General features: G+C 41.1%; 10 protein-coding genes. 2 read left to right on the top strand and 8 right to left on the bottom strand.

What is annotated here, in order from left to right:
• Positions 1-7: 7 nt before the first annotated feature.
• From K348_RS0102575 to K348_RS0102560, 4 genes are all read right to left on the bottom strand, one after another.
• Positions 8-2,296 (bottom strand): TonB-dependent receptor, encoded by a 2,289-nt coding sequence (locus K348_RS0102575; RefSeq protein ID WP_029902607.1) that lies wholly within the window; start codon positions 2,294-2,296, stop codon positions 8-10.
• A 290-nt stretch (positions 2,297-2,586) separates the two neighbouring features.
• Complete coding sequence (locus K348_RS0102570; protein ID WP_029902605.1) at positions 2,587-3,126, bottom strand: GNAT family N-acetyltransferase; 540 nt, start codon at positions 3,124-3,126, stop codon at positions 2,587-2,589.
• Between the two features lie 10 nt (positions 3,127-3,136).
• Positions 3,137-3,679, bottom strand: a complete 543-nt coding sequence (locus K348_RS0102565) for a GNAT family N-acetyltransferase (protein WP_029902603.1) — start codon at positions 3,677-3,679, stop codon at positions 3,137-3,139.
• A 93-nt stretch (positions 3,680-3,772) separates the two neighbouring features.
• Complete coding sequence (locus K348_RS0102560; protein WP_029902602.1) at positions 3,773-4,846, bottom strand: mechanosensitive ion channel family protein; 1,074 nt, start codon at positions 4,844-4,846, stop codon at positions 3,773-3,775.
• A 348-nt stretch (positions 4,847-5,194) separates the two neighbouring features.
• On the opposite strand from K348_RS0102560, the gene K348_RS0102555 reads away from it, so the two are divergent.
• On the top strand, positions 5,195-7,855 hold the full coding sequence (locus K348_RS0102555) for a hypothetical protein (RefSeq protein WP_156032733.1): 2,661 nt from the start codon (positions 5,195-5,197) through the stop codon (positions 7,853-7,855).
• Between the two features lie 18 nt (positions 7,856-7,873).
• Positions 7,874-8,701, top strand: coding sequence for a GLPGLI family protein (locus K348_RS18700; RefSeq protein WP_197027618.1), 828 nt, complete (start codon positions 7,874-7,876; stop codon positions 8,699-8,701).
• Between the two features lie 89 nt (positions 8,702-8,790).
• Here K348_RS18700 and bglX read toward each other — a convergent pair whose 3' ends face one another.
• The 4 genes from bglX to K348_RS0102530 all read right to left on the bottom strand — a co-directional run bounded on the left by bglX (position 8,791) and on the right by K348_RS0102530 (position 18,354).
• Complete coding sequence (gene bglX, locus K348_RS0102545; RefSeq protein WP_029902596.1) at positions 8,791-11,007, bottom strand: beta-glucosidase BglX; 2,217 nt, start codon at positions 11,005-11,007, stop codon at positions 8,791-8,793.
• 31 nt (positions 11,008-11,038) lie between these two features.
• Positions 11,039-13,444, bottom strand: a complete 2,406-nt coding sequence (locus tag K348_RS0102540; protein WP_051697534.1) for a hypothetical protein — start codon at positions 13,442-13,444, stop codon at positions 11,039-11,041.
• A gap of 133 nt (positions 13,445-13,577) precedes the next feature.
• The gene (locus tag K348_RS0102535; protein WP_029902591.1) at positions 13,578-15,104 is read right to left on the bottom strand and encodes a RagB/SusD family nutrient uptake outer membrane protein; all 1,527 of its coding nucleotides are present in this window, start codon (positions 15,102-15,104) and stop codon (positions 13,578-13,580) included.
• 13 nt (positions 15,105-15,117) lie between these two features.
• On the bottom strand, positions 15,118-18,354 hold the full coding sequence (locus K348_RS0102530) for a TonB-dependent receptor (protein ID WP_081852489.1): 3,237 nt from the start codon (positions 18,352-18,354) through the stop codon (positions 15,118-15,120).
• Positions 18,355-18,382 lie beyond the last annotated feature (28 nt).

Below are 18,382 nucleotides of genomic sequence, written 5' to 3'. Positions count from 1 at the left end.
AATATAATTAGTTATTTAGTAAGAAGTTGATTCCTATAAAGAATGAGCGCCCGCATCCCATAAGTGTAGACGAGCCACTGGATGTATGTCCGCCGCTTGTCGCTGTATTGTCTACAGTAGTGAGGTCGAACAGATTTTTTACTCCGGCATTTAGTATCAGGTATTTCCCTAAATTCTGGCTGGCTGTAAAGTCGGCCATATGGTAGGCATCCAAGCCGGTCAGGTACAGTTCTTTAGTATCTGTGTCATAACTATATTCATTCCGTTTACCGGTGAACTTATAATAGAAGTTTAGGTTGGTTCCTGTTTTTACAATCTGGTAAGAAATGCTGGTGCTGAGTTCGGGAGAGAATCGGAAAGTAGGGAGATTCTCATTTTTCAATTCGTCGTTTTCTGTCAGGCTGTTGTAGCGGCCGACCAAAGAGAAACTAACATTCGCCTGCAGGTTTTTCCATATCATGGAATTTTCGAATGTTCCTCCTGTAGTCTTATATTTATCTACATTACTGTAAATTCTGTGTATTGCGCTTCTGTTGCCCTGAGCCAAAACTATGCGGTCGCGAAAATCATTGTAGAATGCTGATAGCGTAGATGTAACGCGTATATTTTCATTGTGCAGTATCCGCCATGTATACGATCCTGTAAAATTGGTGGAGTATTCTGCTTTAAGGTCAGGGTTACCTTCTACATCGTGGTTTGCGTTATTGAACGAGAAAAATAATTCCTGTAAAGTCGGTGCCCTGAAACCATAGGCATAGGACAGACGCAAATCCATATCGTGATTAAGCGAGAACTTTGTGCCTACAGAAGGAATAGCAACCGGAGCATCGTAGTCGGCATCTATAATGGTGCGCACGCCTGGACGTACACTGAACCATTCATAAGGCTTCCACTCTGCAGAAAGAAATGCAGCGAAAGTAGAAATTTCAGAGTTATTCTTAATCCGGCTCCCTGATCCCTCATCTTTGTTGTATTCTATTCCCGGCTGGAAACTGAGTTCGGGAGAGAAAGTCCATGCTGCCGTGGCTCTGGCAAATATAGCTTTATACTTTGATACGTCCTGTGCCGATTCTTCTGTCGAAAGTGATTTCTGTCCGGTGTTCAGGTCGGTTATTATTGTCCGTGTTTTACGTTTATAATCCTGGTATGATGAAACTACATTCAGTCCTAGCCTGTTGTTTAATTTCCAGTCTGCCTGAAAATTATGAGTATATCTGTCTGTCAGGAAATTTCTATCTGACATTACGTTTTCGGGATTTGGGTTTATAGGTGTGAAAATGCTTTCATCCAGATAGTTAAGCCTGTACCACGCATGAAAACCTTTCTTTTTAAAACCAAGCATGCCTTCATAATAAAACTGGTCTTTCGGTGGCCATGTCTTTTCTCTTCCTGTTTTATCGCCTTTCCATCCGTCGGTAACGTTACGGGTATATCCACCGTTTACGTATAGTCCTGTTTTTGATGCCAGTGCTATATTTATATTCTCGTTATGTATTCCTTTTCCGTCGAAGAATTCATATTCATCTCCGACAGATTCTTCCTGAATGCGCGCCGATACAGAGTATGTGTTCCTATCCGATAATACCCGTGCTTTTTTTGTGATAATATTGATAACGCCTGCCAGCGCATCGGTACCATATATTACGGACATGGGGCCTTCTACGATTTCAATCTGCTCGATAGTATTTATATCTATCTGGCTTAAGCTTTGCTTTGTGGCGCCTCTGTCGACCAGTGGAACACCGTCTAGGAGCACTTTTACATTATTGCCGCTCATACCCATCATTTCGAAATTACTTTCGCCCAATGTCATATCGTTTGAGATGCGGATACCAACTTCAGTATTAAGTAAGGATTTGATATCGGTAGAAGCTTTTTGCTGAATCGTCTGATTGTTGATAACTCTGACTTTATAGAGTGAATTACGTAGTGATTGAGGCGAGAACTGGCCTGTAACAACCACCTCTTCGAGCTGGTTTTTATTTTCTATAATAGTAAGGTCGGAAAAATAATTAGAGACGCCTCGCTTAATATTTGCGGGATATTCTTTTTTATGTGCTGATATCGAATAAGCGACAAGTGTGTAATCTCCGGCGGGAGCTTCAAATTCAAAATTTCCGTGTTCGTCGGTTATTCCCCCGAAAATAGTTCCTTTTAATGATACGGAAATGAACTCGGCAGGTTTTCCATCTGTAGTTTTTACATTTCCTTTGACTATCTCTTTTGGTGTTTTTTGGGCAAAACAACACCCGGCGACTGCAAATAATGCAATCGCAATGTATATATGTTTCAACATATTAGCTGTTAGTTTATCGTTTTAAGATTTTATCTGTAAATTTAAATATTATGCTTATTTCATAAATTCGTTTTATACTTTTTTCATGACAACAAAAGTATCGGTATTGCGCAAAAATTGCAATCACCATAAATAATGAAAAGAATAGTTAACGATACCTATTTGTGATGATAGATTTTCTCTCTATGTTATAGATGTAATATATCAACTTGATAAACGGGAGAATGCAGGTGCTATTCGTCACACGGAAAGTTGACGAATAACAAGTATTTGATAAAGAGATCCGGTTGTTAATACGCTCTTATTTTAGCATAAATATCGAGGCTGATATATTCTCCGTTTTTATATTCACAGTCTTTCATCGTTCCTTCCGGATTGAAGCCAAGTTTAGCCATTGCTTTTTTGCAATTAGTATTTTGGGTGTCCACAAAAGCCTCTATTCGGTGAAGGTCGAGATCATTAAATCCATAATTGCAGATTAACGGCAGAGCTTCGGTCATTATTCCATTATTCCAGAACTCCGGCAATAACCAAAAGCCTGCTTCTGCTTTTCTGAATTCTTTGTGCAGATCATTGAGGCCGCCTGCCCCGTAAAAAGTTTTATTGTCAGGCGAACAGATTGCCCACCAGATACCCGTGCCGTTTTTTTCGAGATTGTAAAAGAATTGCATCTGCTCTTTAGTAGATTCCAAAGTCGTATAGCTTACGCCATAATATTTTATCACATCGGGATGAGAAAGGCCGTTGAATACATTTTCAAGATCGTTATCAGTAAACTGACGGAGTAAAAGCCTCTGGGTTTTTATTATCGGGAATCCGGTTGCTGGCATTTTTTTATTTTTAATAATCTACAGGATCGTCTTCAACAATTGCATAATGGTAATTGTCTTTCCATTCACCTCTTATCGGGAGTATTTTTCTTCTCAGCCCTTCCCTTGTCATTCCTGACTTTTCCAAGACGCGAATGGACCGGGCGTTTTGGGTTGCAACACCTGCTTCAACCTTATGGAGATGGAAATGATCGAATCCGGCTCTTATTATAGTTCTTGCTGTCTCCGTAGCAAATCCCTGTCCCCATTGCGATGGAAGAAGTTCATAGAATATTTCCCCGAGTTTAAATCTATTTGCTGATAGGGTAAGTCCTGCCGAACCGATAAATTCACCCGAGTCTTTCCGTATAATTTTCCAGAAATAAGATTTTCTGTTTTCCGAGTTGATATCCTCAATCATCGGACGGATATTTTCTATGGTTTCTTCAATGCTTTTGGGGATGCCGAGCGTATTAAATTCATCTACTTCGGGCAAAGAATAAAGCATATGGATGCTTTCGATATCATCCCATGTAACTTCTTTAAGCCGCAACCTTTTTGATTCCAATTCCATATGATACAGTTATTATACCATTGCAAATTAAGTAAAATAATCAGAAGTACGGCTTAAATTGATAAAAAAGCGAATTAATGAATTATATAAAAATTAATTCGGCTGTTCTGCAGGTTTTTCTTCCTTCTCCTCTTCGTTATTGCTTTCAATATAGATAGTCTGGCTAGGGAATGCAAAATTGAGTCCTGCATTATTGAACGAAGTCAGTACCTCCATATTCACATCCGATGTAGCTTTGCCTATATCACCTTCTTTCTGGATAAAGTAAATGAAAGTAATAACAAGGGCAGAATCGGTATAATCCGAGAAATTAACTACCACATTGTCAGGTGAAATATATTGTACTTTAGACGGGACATCTTTTAATAAGTTCATGGCTTCTTTCATCTTTTCGGCAGTTGTATCATAAGTAAGTCCTACTTTCATTACTACCCGCCTCATCGGTTCTACTGTTATATTTATGATAGAAGCGTCTGCTATTTTATAATTCGGAAAGGTGACGATCCTGTTGTCATAATCCCTCATTTTAGTGCTCCTGACACCTATATCGACTATTGACCCTTCAAAATTGTCAATCCTTATTGTATCGCCTATGCTGAAAGGTTTATCTGTAAGTATAGTAAATGCCCCGAAAATATTCTTTACAGTATCCTGTGCAGCCAGTGCAAATGCAATACCACCAATACCCAGAGTACCGAGCAATGCACCTATATTTACGCCTACATTGCTTAGCGCCATAACTAAACCGACAATCCATACCAGTACCAATAAGGTACGTTTTACAACAGGCATCATCCTTTGCGTATGGCTTTTGCTTCCCCAGTATACATCCAGCAGATTACCGGCTAATCGGCCGACAAGCCACGTAATATTCAGGACGATAAGTATTTTATAAGCACTGTCTACAGCCCTTACAAATCCATCGGGATATACAAGGCGATGTATGGCTATCCATATCCCTATCAGCATAATACCGAACAGGATAGGTGATTCTACAGACTCGTATATAATATCATCCAGACGGGTGTTAGTTTTCTTGGTTAAATTACTTACTACTCTCTTAAAGAATAGAGCGACCAGCTTCGCTACTACAAATGCTCCTATGATGATAAGGATGGATATACCCCAGTTTTCGAGTGAATTTCCCCAAATTTCTTTTTCCAGCATAATGAAAATGTTTTTGTTCAGTGTATATTGTAGCGGTTTTTCTTCAATAGAATTTTCCGCATAATTTTCGCAAGTTGTCTATAATTGATTATCCTTTTGATATTTATCAGAACAGATAAACGGATATTCTTTGTTCGATAAGACATATTTTTAACAAATAAACAAGTTAATTGTTTCTCTAGTAATGTTAAAATGCCGGATTGGTTGATTCTCGTTGGTTTGGGTCTCAGGAATAATTTTTAAGCTTTAATTTTTTGCAGTTGTACTTAATTTTTATAGATTTACGAATAAATAGTAAATATACGAATTAAAGGTATGTTTAAGATGTTTAATTATATAGCAAACTACATGAATCGAAAACTATCGATAAATAGAATAATCTTAATAACAGGCTTCATCCTTTTCCTGTTCTCTGATCTACAGGCACAGATAACTATAAAAGGACATATTTCCGATAAGCAGAAAGAGCCTTATGTGGGGTGCACTGTGGTGCTGAAAGCTTTACCCGACAGTACTATTATCGGATATGATTTTAGTAACGAGCACGGAAATTTCAATATATCTTATGACGGGAAAGCAGAGATGCTCGAAATATCCATATCGGGTATGCAGATAACACCTCAATCGAAAAATATCGAAAATAAGACGCAAACGGTAAATTTCACAGTTGAGGAAGAGGATGTGCAATTGAAAGAAATCGTTATAAAGTCAACAAAAATGTGGGGGGCGAAGGATACGGTTAATTACCTTGTATCCGAGTTTAGCGAACGTAACGATATTGTAATAGGAGATGTACTAAGGAAAATGCCGGGCATAGATGTTTCCGAAAGTGGTGCGATCACTTATCAGGGGAAGCCGATTAATAATTTTTATATCGAAAATCTGGATTTGCTTGGTGGACGTTATGGCATAGCTGCTAATAATATTTCGGCAAAAGATGTATCAACAGTACAGGTATTGGAAAATCATCAGCCGGTGAAGGCTCTCGACGGCATAAAAATATCGAACGATGCGGCAATCAACTTAAAACTTAAGGAAGGTGCAAAAGGTGCATTCAGCATTATGGCGCAACTTAGGGTAGGAGGCTCGCCTTTTATCTGGGAGAACGAACTGAACGGAATGTATTTTACAAAGAAAAAGCAAAATATATCTACATATAAAGCAAATAATTCGGGATTGGACTTGTCGCAGGAACTAACGTCTTTTACTACTAATAACCGATTCGGCAGTAATGATATGCTGGGAGTTGTGATACCGACGCCACCATCGATAAAAGAACAGCGATATCTGTTTAATAACTTGAATGCTGTGACGGTGAATAATCTATTTAAGACAGATGAAGAAAGCCAGCTTAACTTTAATCTGATATACCTCAATGACCACGAAAATAGGGAGAGCAACTCTGTAACATCCTATTTCCTCTCTGCCGACAGCACACTTATAATGAATGAGGATATGAGACTGGCAAAAAATACCGACAGGCTGGAAGCCGAGTTCAGATACAATGTAAATAAAGCAAATAATTATTTCAACAACTATTTGAACCTAAATGGTTCGTGGGTGAATAATCTGGCAGGTATTGTCAATCAGCAAAATATTGAGCAGAGGCTCAAAGAACCGTCATTTTCTCTGACAAATTCACTCCATTGGGTAAAGAAAAAAGAAGAAGACAGGGGATTTGAAGTTCAGTCTATGATAGGATTCAAATCTTCGCCGCAAACATTAACGATACAGCCGGGACTCTATGCCGATATTTTCAATAACGGTAAGGATTTTTCTTTGCTGAGACAGAAGGCTCGGATAAACAGCTTATATATAGACAACAATGTAACTCTGCTGTCGCCTTTTCGTATAGGGAATGTATCGGTCGATCCTAAATTCGGTTTTGGCGTGGAAACGAAGGACCTTAACTCTGATATCTATACTGCAGGCGGCAGCAATATTGCCCTTTTAGAGGCGGACAGCCTGCGGAATAATTTAAACTGGAGTAAGTTTAACAGCAATATATCCATTGCATTGCGATATGATAGGAACGGTCTGAAATTTAATGCACAACTACCGCTGCATTACAATCATCTGCGGCTAGATAATAAAATAACCGATGAGAATAAGACGAAAAACCGGATAAGGTTCGAGCCTTTCGTCAGCCTGAAGTATCAACTGACAGGCAAAACGGATGTTTCAGGTATGTATCGGTTTTATAGTTATACGGGCAATATCAATACATTATATACAGGATACATCATGCAGAATTACCGGAGTATAAACCTTTACAACAGTCATTTTTCCGAATCGAAAGGGCATACAGGCAATCTTACTCTTAGCTATAAGGATGTCATAAAAATGCTCTTTGCCAGCGGAGGTATATCCTATAACTATACAAAAAGTGATATGATGTACGGGCAGGAGTTCCGCGATATACTAACCCTTACTTCCGCTATCGAACAGGATAACTCTATGCACGGAATGTCTGTAGACGGACGTATCAGCAAAGGCTTTTACTTTATGGGTATTACTGTGGCGCTACAAGGTTCGTATGGCGCTTATTCTTCCGAACAGTTGAGGCAGGGCGCATTGGTAAAATATAAGAATAACGGACTCAATCTCTCCGGAACACTCAATGCAACTCCGTTCTCATGGCTGATACTTGCTTACAATGCAAAATGGAACCGCAGCCGCAGCGAAATAGAATCGCATGAAGTATTCTCTCCGATAAGGATTTTCACAAACAATATTTCCGGGGATATAAAGCTTCCTGCTGATATCAGCCTCTATGCAAATTATGAGCATTATTATAATAGCGGGGCAATCGGTAATCGCTATCTTTCTTTTACCGATCTGGGTTTGAAGTATAACTGGAAAACATACAATATCTCCCTGACATGGAATAATATTTTCGATACCCGTAAATATATTTCAGCATATTACAGTAGTATAAATTCTTACTATCAGAATTATGATATCAGGGGGAGTAATGTATTGCTGAAAGTGAGAATGAAGATAATGTAATTTAAAAATGATATGAAAATGAAAAAAGCAATTCTATTAGGTGTGTGCGTGCTTTTTGCCTACTACCTCTGCTCTCAGACTCCGCCGGATTCAGGAATCTATCCTCCGGATATGGATAAATACCATGTGTTGGATTCTGCCGATTACAAGTTTGTATACGAATTTACGCATGTGCCGGATTCAACCAAGATAAATTCGACATTGAAAAACCAGCTTGTATTATTAATAGGCGATAATATATCACGGTTTTACAGTGCAGAATGTTTCAGGGCTGATCCTTCGGCAAAAGTAAATAAGACCCGTGATACACCAATAAAAATGTTGCCCGGCCACGGTTTGAATGCAACAGAAGTTTTTAAAAATAAAAAGACAGGAAAGCAAACCGTTACTACACGCCTGTCCGGAACGAACGACATATATTCCTATCAGGAAGATATTCCCAAACTGAAATGGACAATAACCAATCAGACAGCGACTATCTTATCATATCCCTGCACTAAAGCTTATACAACATTCCGAGGACGAACTTACGAAGCATGGTTTACAACATCTATTCCTATAAACAACGGTCCATGGAAACTTGGAGGGCTCCCCGGGCTGATACTTAAAGCCTCGGACAGCCGTAACTTTTTTACATTTAACTGCATCGGTATTGAAAAATTGAAAACGAAAGAACCTATTGTAAAATATGATGCTAAATATGTCGCTTCTTCGCGGAAAGATGTAAACAAGCTGGTGCGAAACCTTCATGTTCATCCGGTGCAGACATATGAAGGTTTCGGACTGACATATATAGGGGATAAGCCTATTCCCGCCAAGCCTTATAATCCATTGGAAAGGGATTAATCATTTTTATTGGATATTATTGGGAAAAGCCTCTGCAAATCATTGTTTACAGAGGCTTTTAAAATATTGGATTGTATCTAGGTCAGATTTTACTTCAATGTAAATTTTCCTTCCAATGTCTTTTGAGAGTTTCCTCCCACGAATACCGAGAAATCCCCAATTTCATACACATACTCCAAATCAGCATTGTAAAAACGCAGGTCATCTACTGTCAGCGTGAAATCGACAATTCTGCTTTCTCCTGCTTTAAGAAATATCTTGCTGTATCCTTTCAGTTCTTTTACAGGACGTGTTATGCTGCCTATGACGTCACGTGTATAAAGCTGCACTACTTCTTCCCCGTCATATTTTCCGGTATTGGAGACTTTTACTGATATCTTAAGAGGAGAGTTCTTTGTAATTGTTTCCGAAGAAAGTTTCATATCGGCGTACTCAAATGTTGTATAGCTCAGCCCGTAACCGAAAGGGTATAGTGGGTCATTAGAAACATCCCAGTATCTGGAACCGTAATTCGTACTGGCATCAAACGGACGTCCGGTGCTCTTATGATTGTAAAACAAAGGAATCTGTCCTACTACCTGCGGGAAAGTTACTGTCAGTTTCCCCGACGGATTGTACTTGCCTGTCAGCACATCGGCGATAGCAGCACCGCCCATTGTTCCCGGGAACCAGACATCCAGTATAGCATCCAGATGTGCATTTTCCCAAGTGATTGTCATCGGTCTGCCCGACATCAGCACCATTACGATAGGTTTACCTGTTTCTTTCAGTTTCTTGAGAAGCTGTAATTGAACTCCCGGCAGATCGAGGCCTGCCCGACTGTTATTCTCTCCTGTCATATTATGAAATTCTCCGACTGAGACAACAACTATATCGGCTTGCGATGCTGTTTTCACCGCCTCTTCAAAACCGGATGTATCGTCACTTTCTATATCACATCCTTTGGCATACAGCAGGTTATGCTCTCCAACGGCTTCCACCATTCCTTCGTATATGCTTACAGGCACATTGGTGCGGTCGCCCATTGCAGACCATGAACCGATAATCTCGCGTTTGTCCTTTATCATAGGGCCTATCAGAGCGATTTTCTTTCCAGAGGTAAGCGGTAATACCTGATTGTCGTTTTTAAGCAATACAAAAGATTTACGAGCCATATCGCGTGCCGCTTCTTTATGCTCGGCTGTCATTATATCGGTCTTTTCCCTTTTGCTGTCCGAATATCTGTAAGGGTCTTCAAACAATCCCAGTTCGTATTTCTTTATCAATATCTTACGAGCAGCTAACGTCACGTCCTTTTCCAACACTTTACCCTCTGCGATAAGTTCCTTCAGATACTTCATAAATACGCCTCCCTGCATATCCATATCCAGTCCGGCATTCATCGACAATTCGGCCGAATGTTTTTCATCCCTTGCATATCCGTGCGGTATCATTTCGTTGACGGAAGTATAATCGGAAACAACAAACCCGTCGAATTTCCATTTATCGATCAGAATGTCTTTCAACAGGTATTTATTTGCTGTGGCCGGAATACCGTTCAGGTCGTTGAATGCTGTCATAATCGTTGCCGAACCTGCATACAACGCAGCTTTGAAAGGCGGCAGATATGTGTTCCATAGCTCGACGAGCGAAACATCCACTGTATTGTAATCGCGTCCGGCCATACTGGCGCCATAGGCAGCAAAGTGCTTTACACAGGCCATTGCCCTTTCCCTGTCTTTCAAGTCTTTTCCCTGAATACCGCGGATTCTCGCAGCGGCTACCAGCGAACCCCAGTATACATCTTCTCCGGCACCTTCCACTATACGTCCCCAGCGCGCATCCCGGGCAATATCTACCATAGGTGCAAATATCCAGTTAATACCTTCTGCTGTAGCCTCCTTTGATGCTATGCGCGCAGAATTCTCTATTGCATCCAAGTCCCAGCTGCACGATTCGGCAAGCGGCATCGGGAAGATTGTTTTATAACCGTGAATAACATCGTATCCAAAAAGCAAGGGGATGCCTAAGCGCGTTTCCTCTACGGCGATTTTCTGTAAGCTGCGTGTATAGTCTGCACCTACACCGTTGAATATGCCGCCCACCATTCCTTTTTTCAGGTATTCTTTGTAATTTGGGTCTACAGTAGGACCTGTAATAACATCATATCCACTGGTGTATAATACGGTTTGCCCGATTTTTTCCTCCAGTGTCATTTTGTTTAGCAGGTCATCGACAAACTTATTCATTTTTATTTTGTCGCTATTCTGGGCAGATATAGTGAAGCTGAGGCTTAACAGGGTCAGGATGTATATTATTTTCTGCATTATTCGTTTGTTTTTTATAATAATGACGTTCTTACTCGGATACTTCTACGGTGTTTTCTTTTCCGCTAAGTACAACTTTTCCGTCCTCGATACTAGCTTCTTTTCCGTTTACCTTTATCGATTTACCGTTTCGCGGCAAAAAGAAATCTATCGTCCATGCATCTTCTAATATGGTGATTTTATAGACTTGCTTGTTATTCTCTCTTTTAAAATCGATACTCAGTTTCGTATTACCTACAAGCAGATTGTCCAGCTTGGCAAAATTCCAGTCTGTAGGCATATCCGGTTTGATACTGATATTCTTTGTATAGGCATAAGGATGAACGCCGAACATGTAACGGATAAGGGGAATATTAATACCCTGCACATTCCACGCCTGCACAAACATACCGTAATCGGGATTCACTTCATATGTCGTTCCCGGAGTAGCATAACTGAAATTATTCAGTATCTGTTTGATGTATTTCATGCCGCTGTCGGCTCCGTTATACTTGGTTTCGGAAATGGCAAGACCCGATGTTGCAATGGTCATTATCGCTTCATTGTAGTTGAACTCGCCTTTGAGCCTGTGGGCAACAGAACTTTCTTCCATCGTTATATCGTCTGGACGCGCAATACCTGTAATATATAAGCCGTACTTATTCGTGAAATATTCCATGCCGCTAAGCACTGCTTTTGCCCTTTCTTCTGTTGCAATATCTTCGTGCAGCGGCAGTAGGGTGGAGGGATTGTAGAATACAACATAACCTTTATCTTTATACTGTCCGCTTTTTATCTGCTGTTTCAGTTCGGTCAGTTTCTTCTTAGCCCAAAGGTTCCTGTCGTCGAATACCCTTTTTTCCAGTACCATATCGATAAGCTGAATCGCCTTTTCTTTATTGGAAAGGAAGTCTGCATAGCGGTTTTCCGATTCTATCCACCAGTTCTCATTTATTTTTTCTTTCAGCGTATTGGCTTTATCTGTAAAGTCTGCTGCTACATCTTTTTCGTCGAATAGAGTAGCCATTTCAGCCATGGCTTTGAAGAAAGCCTGTGTCCATACGGCTACATCGAGCATCTCATCGTTCAGTCCTTCTATTTCGGTTCCCCCGTATCCCTCGATGAAGAGGTTATTGTTCTTATCGTGTTGTTTGAGGAAATCCCATACTCTTTTACCTTGTTCGTAATATGTTTTGAGGAATTCCTTATCGCCCGTCCAATGGAAAATCTCGAGGGCGGCAATAATGAACTCCTGCGACTCTTCCATACGACCTTTATCATATACCACGCCGTTTGTAGATGCTTCGTGTACTATCTGTCCCGAATTGTTATTCGTTTTATTCGATATGCGGCGCATCATATCCCATGAGTCGTAGAATATCTGCGGGTCTATAGTTCCGTACAGGGCGGAAAATGCCGCAGCCTGATCGTTACTGAAGAACCATGGATAGTCAGGCAATCCGGCGTTGATACCGCGCCCCATTCCCGATACATCGCGGATAAGCCAGTCGGTGTTATACTTACTCCATTGATAGGCTTTCATCAGCAACGTGTCGGGTATAGTAATGGCTGCCGTATTATCTATCTCTGCATAGCGTTGCTTTTTGTTATTGAACAACGTTTCTATATTATTTCTGATTTCTGTCAGATTATCATTTACTTCTTTAGTATCCTTACTTGAACCGCTTATATAAAAACGGACTGTATATTTTTCGTTCGCACCCAGCAGTACCGAGCGTGTTTTTATTTTCAGGTTGATCCCTTTTCCTTTCAGGTCGTTATCGCTTTCCGATATAAATTGCAAACTGTCGGCATCGGATGTTATTCCTGCAAACCAGTTGTTTAGGCTATCTTTAGCAAGGAAAGTATTATTGAAATCGCTTTTTATCAGGATATCTTTCGTATCTATCATGTTTGCTTTTTCTCCCAGCCATACAGGACTAAGATCAGTGTCGACATCGAAAATAATCTCCATTTTGCGTTCTGTGTTTGCTTCGTTGGTAATCTCGTATTCGACGGCTAATGCCGCAAGTTGGTCGGGCACAAAGTCTGTCCTTACAACAGAATAGCCTTGTTCGGACATATTGTAATAGAACTGATTTGCGAAAGGGAAGCAAATATACTTGTCGCAATGATCGAATTCCTGTGTAAAATTGGATGTCAGGTCGCTGATGTTTATCTTGTAGCCATCCAGTAGTTTGATAGGATGTTGCCATACTCCGCCCATTTCGCCGGGAACATGGAAACCGATTTCGGGAAATTCTCCTGCCTGATTCCCGATAGAATATAATTTGTCGCCTGCAGTGACGTAAAGATAATTGCCATTATCGCTTTTGCCTTGTATGTTTGTAATACCTTCCAGTCCTTTGTGGAGAGAGAAAGGTTCTTCCTTGGCAGTATTGCATGCCATAAGTAATATAGCGCTTAAGCCGGCAATCGTATTTCGTAGATTTATCATTAATTTTTAGAGTTTGAAGGAATGAATGCTATCCTTATTTGTTTATCGATCTTTATTTTAGAAAGTCATTATAATATTCCGGCATCAAAAGGATGATGCCGGAAATATATCAGGTAATGAACCGGAAGTTATTTTAATAACCCGGATTCTGTTGCATATTCGGATTAGCTTTCAGATGAACAGTCGGAATAGGGAAAATCTTATATTTCGGGTCTGTCTTCTGTGTGATGAAATCCCTCACATCGTTGAATTTGTCGAAGCGGATCAAATCGTTTCTTCTCCAGCCTTCCCATGCAAATTCGCGTCCGCGCTCAGCTAAAAGGTTTTCTTCAGTAAGTACGGTAAATGCAGGAATAGGATTGTTACCATTACGTGTCCTCACCTGATTTACAAGCTGCAAAGCTTCTGTGCTAGTATTGCTTATTCTGAACAACGCTTCTGCACGCATAAGAAGAATATCAGCGTAGCGGATGATTGGAATATCGTTGTTTATTCCACGGTTAACCATATCACCGCCGATTCCGTCCATCAGGTATTTTCCGCCACGGGCACCGTCCCAATGGTCTGCTCCGTCGATAGGGTCACTGGTCGTGAAGTCTATCGTATAATCCAGCTGACGTTCTACTTTATTGTCGTCGGTAGCCATGATCGGTTTACCGTCGCTTCCGAACTGAGGCCCAAAGATAAATGCATCGCGGCGAACATCTTCTTCATCGTATGTGCGGAAGAAGGTGGGAGGAACGGATGAACCACCCCAGCCTGCAGCAAACGGCCCGTATTTAGCACGGAGGTCGCCTATAGAAAACAAGAACGTGATATTTTCGGTCTTAGTACTACGACTGTCGCATACAAGCGGGAAAATCATTTCTTTACTAGTATAATTATCCCATTTGAAAACATCCTTAAAGTTATCTTCCAGAACGTACTGGTGGTCATCCATGATTTCCTTTGTCAGGGTTACGACCTCGCTCCATTTGGCATTTCCTGTTCCCAGATACACTTCTGCATTCAGGTAAAGTTTTACCAGTAAAGATTTAGCAGTATTGCGGCATGCTCTTCCGTATACAGCATCTTCTGCTTTAGGAAGGCTGCTTGACAAATCTTTAAGTTCACTTTCGACGAAAGTAAACAATTGGGCACGGGTAGCCTGTTTAGGCGGATTTTTATGATCGTAGTCAGGGTCTGTTTTCAACGGTACGTTAGCAAACATATCCATCATCATGAAATAGGCGAATGAGCGTAAAAAGCGCGCTTCGTTCTTTACATTCAATACATCCTGATCGCTCTTGAAATCACTTTTATCCACTTTGCCTATCAGGTCGTTTGCCGTTGCTATCAAAACAGAATACTGCTCATACAGCCCTTTCAGTTCATTCGTATTGGCATCCCATGTATGTTTGTAGAGTAGCTGCATGTCGCCTTTCCAGTCGCCGCTTCGATTCGGCGACAACATTTCGTCCGTAGACGGGCAGCTGGCTTTATAGATCGATTCTACCCACACTTGCAGATGTCCGTAAAGCCCTGAAAGCCCGTATTCAAATTCTTGTTTTTCGTTGTATGCCTGTGAGTCGGTCAGTTTACTATCCGGATTGACATCCAGATCGGTACACGAATAAAGAGCAAAACAAATCGCTGTCAATATAATTAATGTCTTTTTCATTTTCTGGTAAATTTTAGAAATTAAGATTTAATCCGAATAGGAATGTTCTTGATTGCGGGTAACTGCAATAGTCTACCCCTGTAGAGTTGATACCGCCGCTTACTGTACGGTTGTTCACTTCCGGATCGTATCCCGAATAAGAAGTTATAACAAAGAGGTTTTGTGCCGTTGCAAATATTCTGGCCGATTTGAAAACCGAAGGCAGAATATCCAGTTTGTATCCGATAGTCATATTATCCAGTCTGAGAAATGAAGCATTCTCTATCCAGCGCGACGAAGTATATGTGATACCTGTTCCGCCTTTCTGGTAAAAGTCTGCTCCCGACAAGTTGGTATTCATATTCGGTAGACGGCTGTTTTCGAGTTCTGCCCTTGTATTGTTGTAAACATCGGCTCCGAGAGAGCTGCGAAGTACGAATGACATATCGAAGTTCTTGTACTGGAAGCTGTTTGTAAGACCGAGAGTAACATCCGGCAATGCATTACCGATGATGTGTTCTCCGTCTTCGAATTCTTCAACATAACCTTTCGATCCGTCGCCGTTGGTTACTTCTTTAAGTCCTTTGAACTTCTTTCCGTAGAATGTACCGAACGCTTCACCGACTCTTAGTATCTGAAGATTTCCTGTAGCTCCTTTTCCGCTAACCGAACCGTAATAGATATCGCGGTCGTTGTTCAGCTTAGTCACATTGTTTTTATTGTAAGCAATGTTGAAACTGGAATTCCATGAGAAATCTTTCGTGTCGATTATGTTTGCATTTATAGAGAACTCGATACCTGTATTGGTCATCTCGCCTACATTATCCAAGAATTTAGAGGCAACAGCCGGCTGTATAGCATCTACTTCCAGCAACAGGTTGGATGTAGTCTTGCGGTAAAAATCGATTGCCCCACGGAAACGGTTGCCCAGAATACCATAATCCAGACCGATATTGAACTGTGATGTTTCTTCCCATTTCAGATCAGGATTACTGATACCCGAAATTTCATAAGCCGTGATTTGCTGTTGGTTCCACATCGCCCCTTTCAGGCTGTTAACATTATATGTCTTGTCATATCTGAAGTTACCTATATCCTGATTACCTGTGATACCGAATCCTGCGCGTAGTTTCAGATCGCTTACGAAGTTTACATCCTTCATGAAGTTTTCTTCTTTAATCTTCCATGCAACGGCAGCCGACGGGAATACACCCCATTTGTTATTGGCTCCGAATCGTGAAGAACCGTCGCGGCGAACTGTAGCAGTAAGCATATATTTGTTGTTCAGACTATAATTTACACGTCCGTAAAACGATATAAGCCTGTTAATCTCTTTATTGGTCGAACGACGAACAAGGCTTCTTGCGCCTTCCAGATTATTGGCACCCAGAAGATCAGTCGTATATCCTTCACCTACCGCAGAAAGAAGACTTGATTCGAATTCCTGCCATGAATATCCGGCTACTACATTCAGCGCATGTTTTTCTTCAAAGACTTTGTTGTATGTACCGTATGTTTCGGACAGGAAGCTGGCATATCTGTTGTTGTCGATAACAGAGCGTCCCTGTATATTTTTAGTAATAATAGAAGTACGCGGCTGATATGCTTTACGTTCCGAGTTATCCACATCGTATCCTATATTGGCCTTGATCGAGAGCTCTTTTGGTATAAAGAAGAATTCAGCATCAATATTTCCGATGAAACGGTCACCCACAGTTTTGTCAGTAATCTGTTTTGCAAGCGCTACAGGGTTTCTGAAGTTTTCTTCCGAATATTCATTGTAGCTGCCGTCGCTGTTGTGAACAGGCTGTGTAGGATCACCTTTCAGTGCATTATTGATCATACCGCCCGAAGCACCGCTTGATTGTTGTTCGAGGAAGTTGTTCAGTTCGTAACGAGTATTACTTGCATTTACGGAAAGTACCAGTCTTTCGTCAAACATTTTATGAATGGCATTCAGGCGAAGCGAATAGCGTCTGAGGCCTGTTTCAAGTATTGTGCCCGGTTGGTCAGACATGCTCACGGATGCCCGGTAAGAAGTATTCTTTGTACCGTTGCTGAATGTCACATTATGATCCTGCGTGAAAGCCGTACGGAATATTTCGTCCTGCCAGTCTGTAGAAACGCCTTTGTTTGCAGACGGTACATACTGACGGAATTCATCAGCGCTCAATACATCTAGTTTCTTCGATACATTGGCTATACCGATCGTGCTCGAATAGTTGAGAGAAAGTACACCGTCTTTTCCACCTTTGGTAGTAATGATGATTACCCCGTTTGCCCCGCGTGATCCGTAGATAGCTGTTGCAGAAGCATCCTTGAGGATAGTCATCGATTCTATATCGGCTGCAGCAATCATCGACAGCGGATTGAGCGGCATATTGCTCAGCGCGGCATCTCCGCTTACGGAGGTTGCAGTACGGGTATTATCGATTGGCACACCGTCTATAACATACAACGGTTCGCTGGATGCTGATATTGAGTTAACACCACGAATACGCACACTTGTATTAGCACCCGGCTGACCGCTGCCCGGAGTGATCTGCACACCGGCTACATGCCCGTTGAGGAGCATTTCGGGAGATGAAACAATCCCGTTGTTGAAGTCTTTACTTTTGATAACATCGAGAGCGCCCGTTGCGTCCGATTTCTTTACCATACCGTAACCTACGACAACCACTTCCGATAGTAAATAATCGTCTTCGTACATGGTCATGTTTATGGTACTGCGCCGGTTCACATTTTCCTCTACGGTAACGAAACCTACAAGGGAGAAACTAAGCACGGGATTTTCGGTTCCGGCAGGAATAGGCAATGTATAATTACCGTCCACATCGGCCATTGTGCCTACAGAACTGTTTTTGAGCGAAACGGTAGCTCCGATAATTGGGTTTCCTGCTTTATCGGTTATAACACCTTTTACCGTTAGCGGACCGTCTTGTTGTTGAGAGGCCGATTTACGTATAAGGACTATCTGATTTCCGTTTATCTGATGATTTATGTTGTATTTAGGTAATTCGGTCGAGAGAATTGTTTGTACTTCGGTGTTTTTGTAATTCACCGTAACTTTTGGCAGACTACCTATATCTACACCGTCGTAGATGAAGCGGTAATCGGTCTTGGATTCTATAGTTTCAAGGAAATTCTTAAAATTCGCCTGATTAAGAACCACGTCTATTTTCTTGGTACCCTGCGCATTTAAGGCAGCACAAGACAGTACCATGGCGCAAATGAGAAACATCCGCCAGATGCAATTTGTTTTTTTGTTCATAATGTTTTGGGATTAGTATCTAATCAAA

This window comes from Prevotella sp. 10(H), assembly GCF_000711235.1.
GTDB lineage: Bacteria > Bacteroidota > Bacteroidia > Bacteroidales > Dysgonomonadaceae > Dysgonomonas.
The sequence above is the reverse complement of the archived record's forward strand: the minus strand, read 5'-3'. Positions and strand labels throughout refer to the sequence as shown.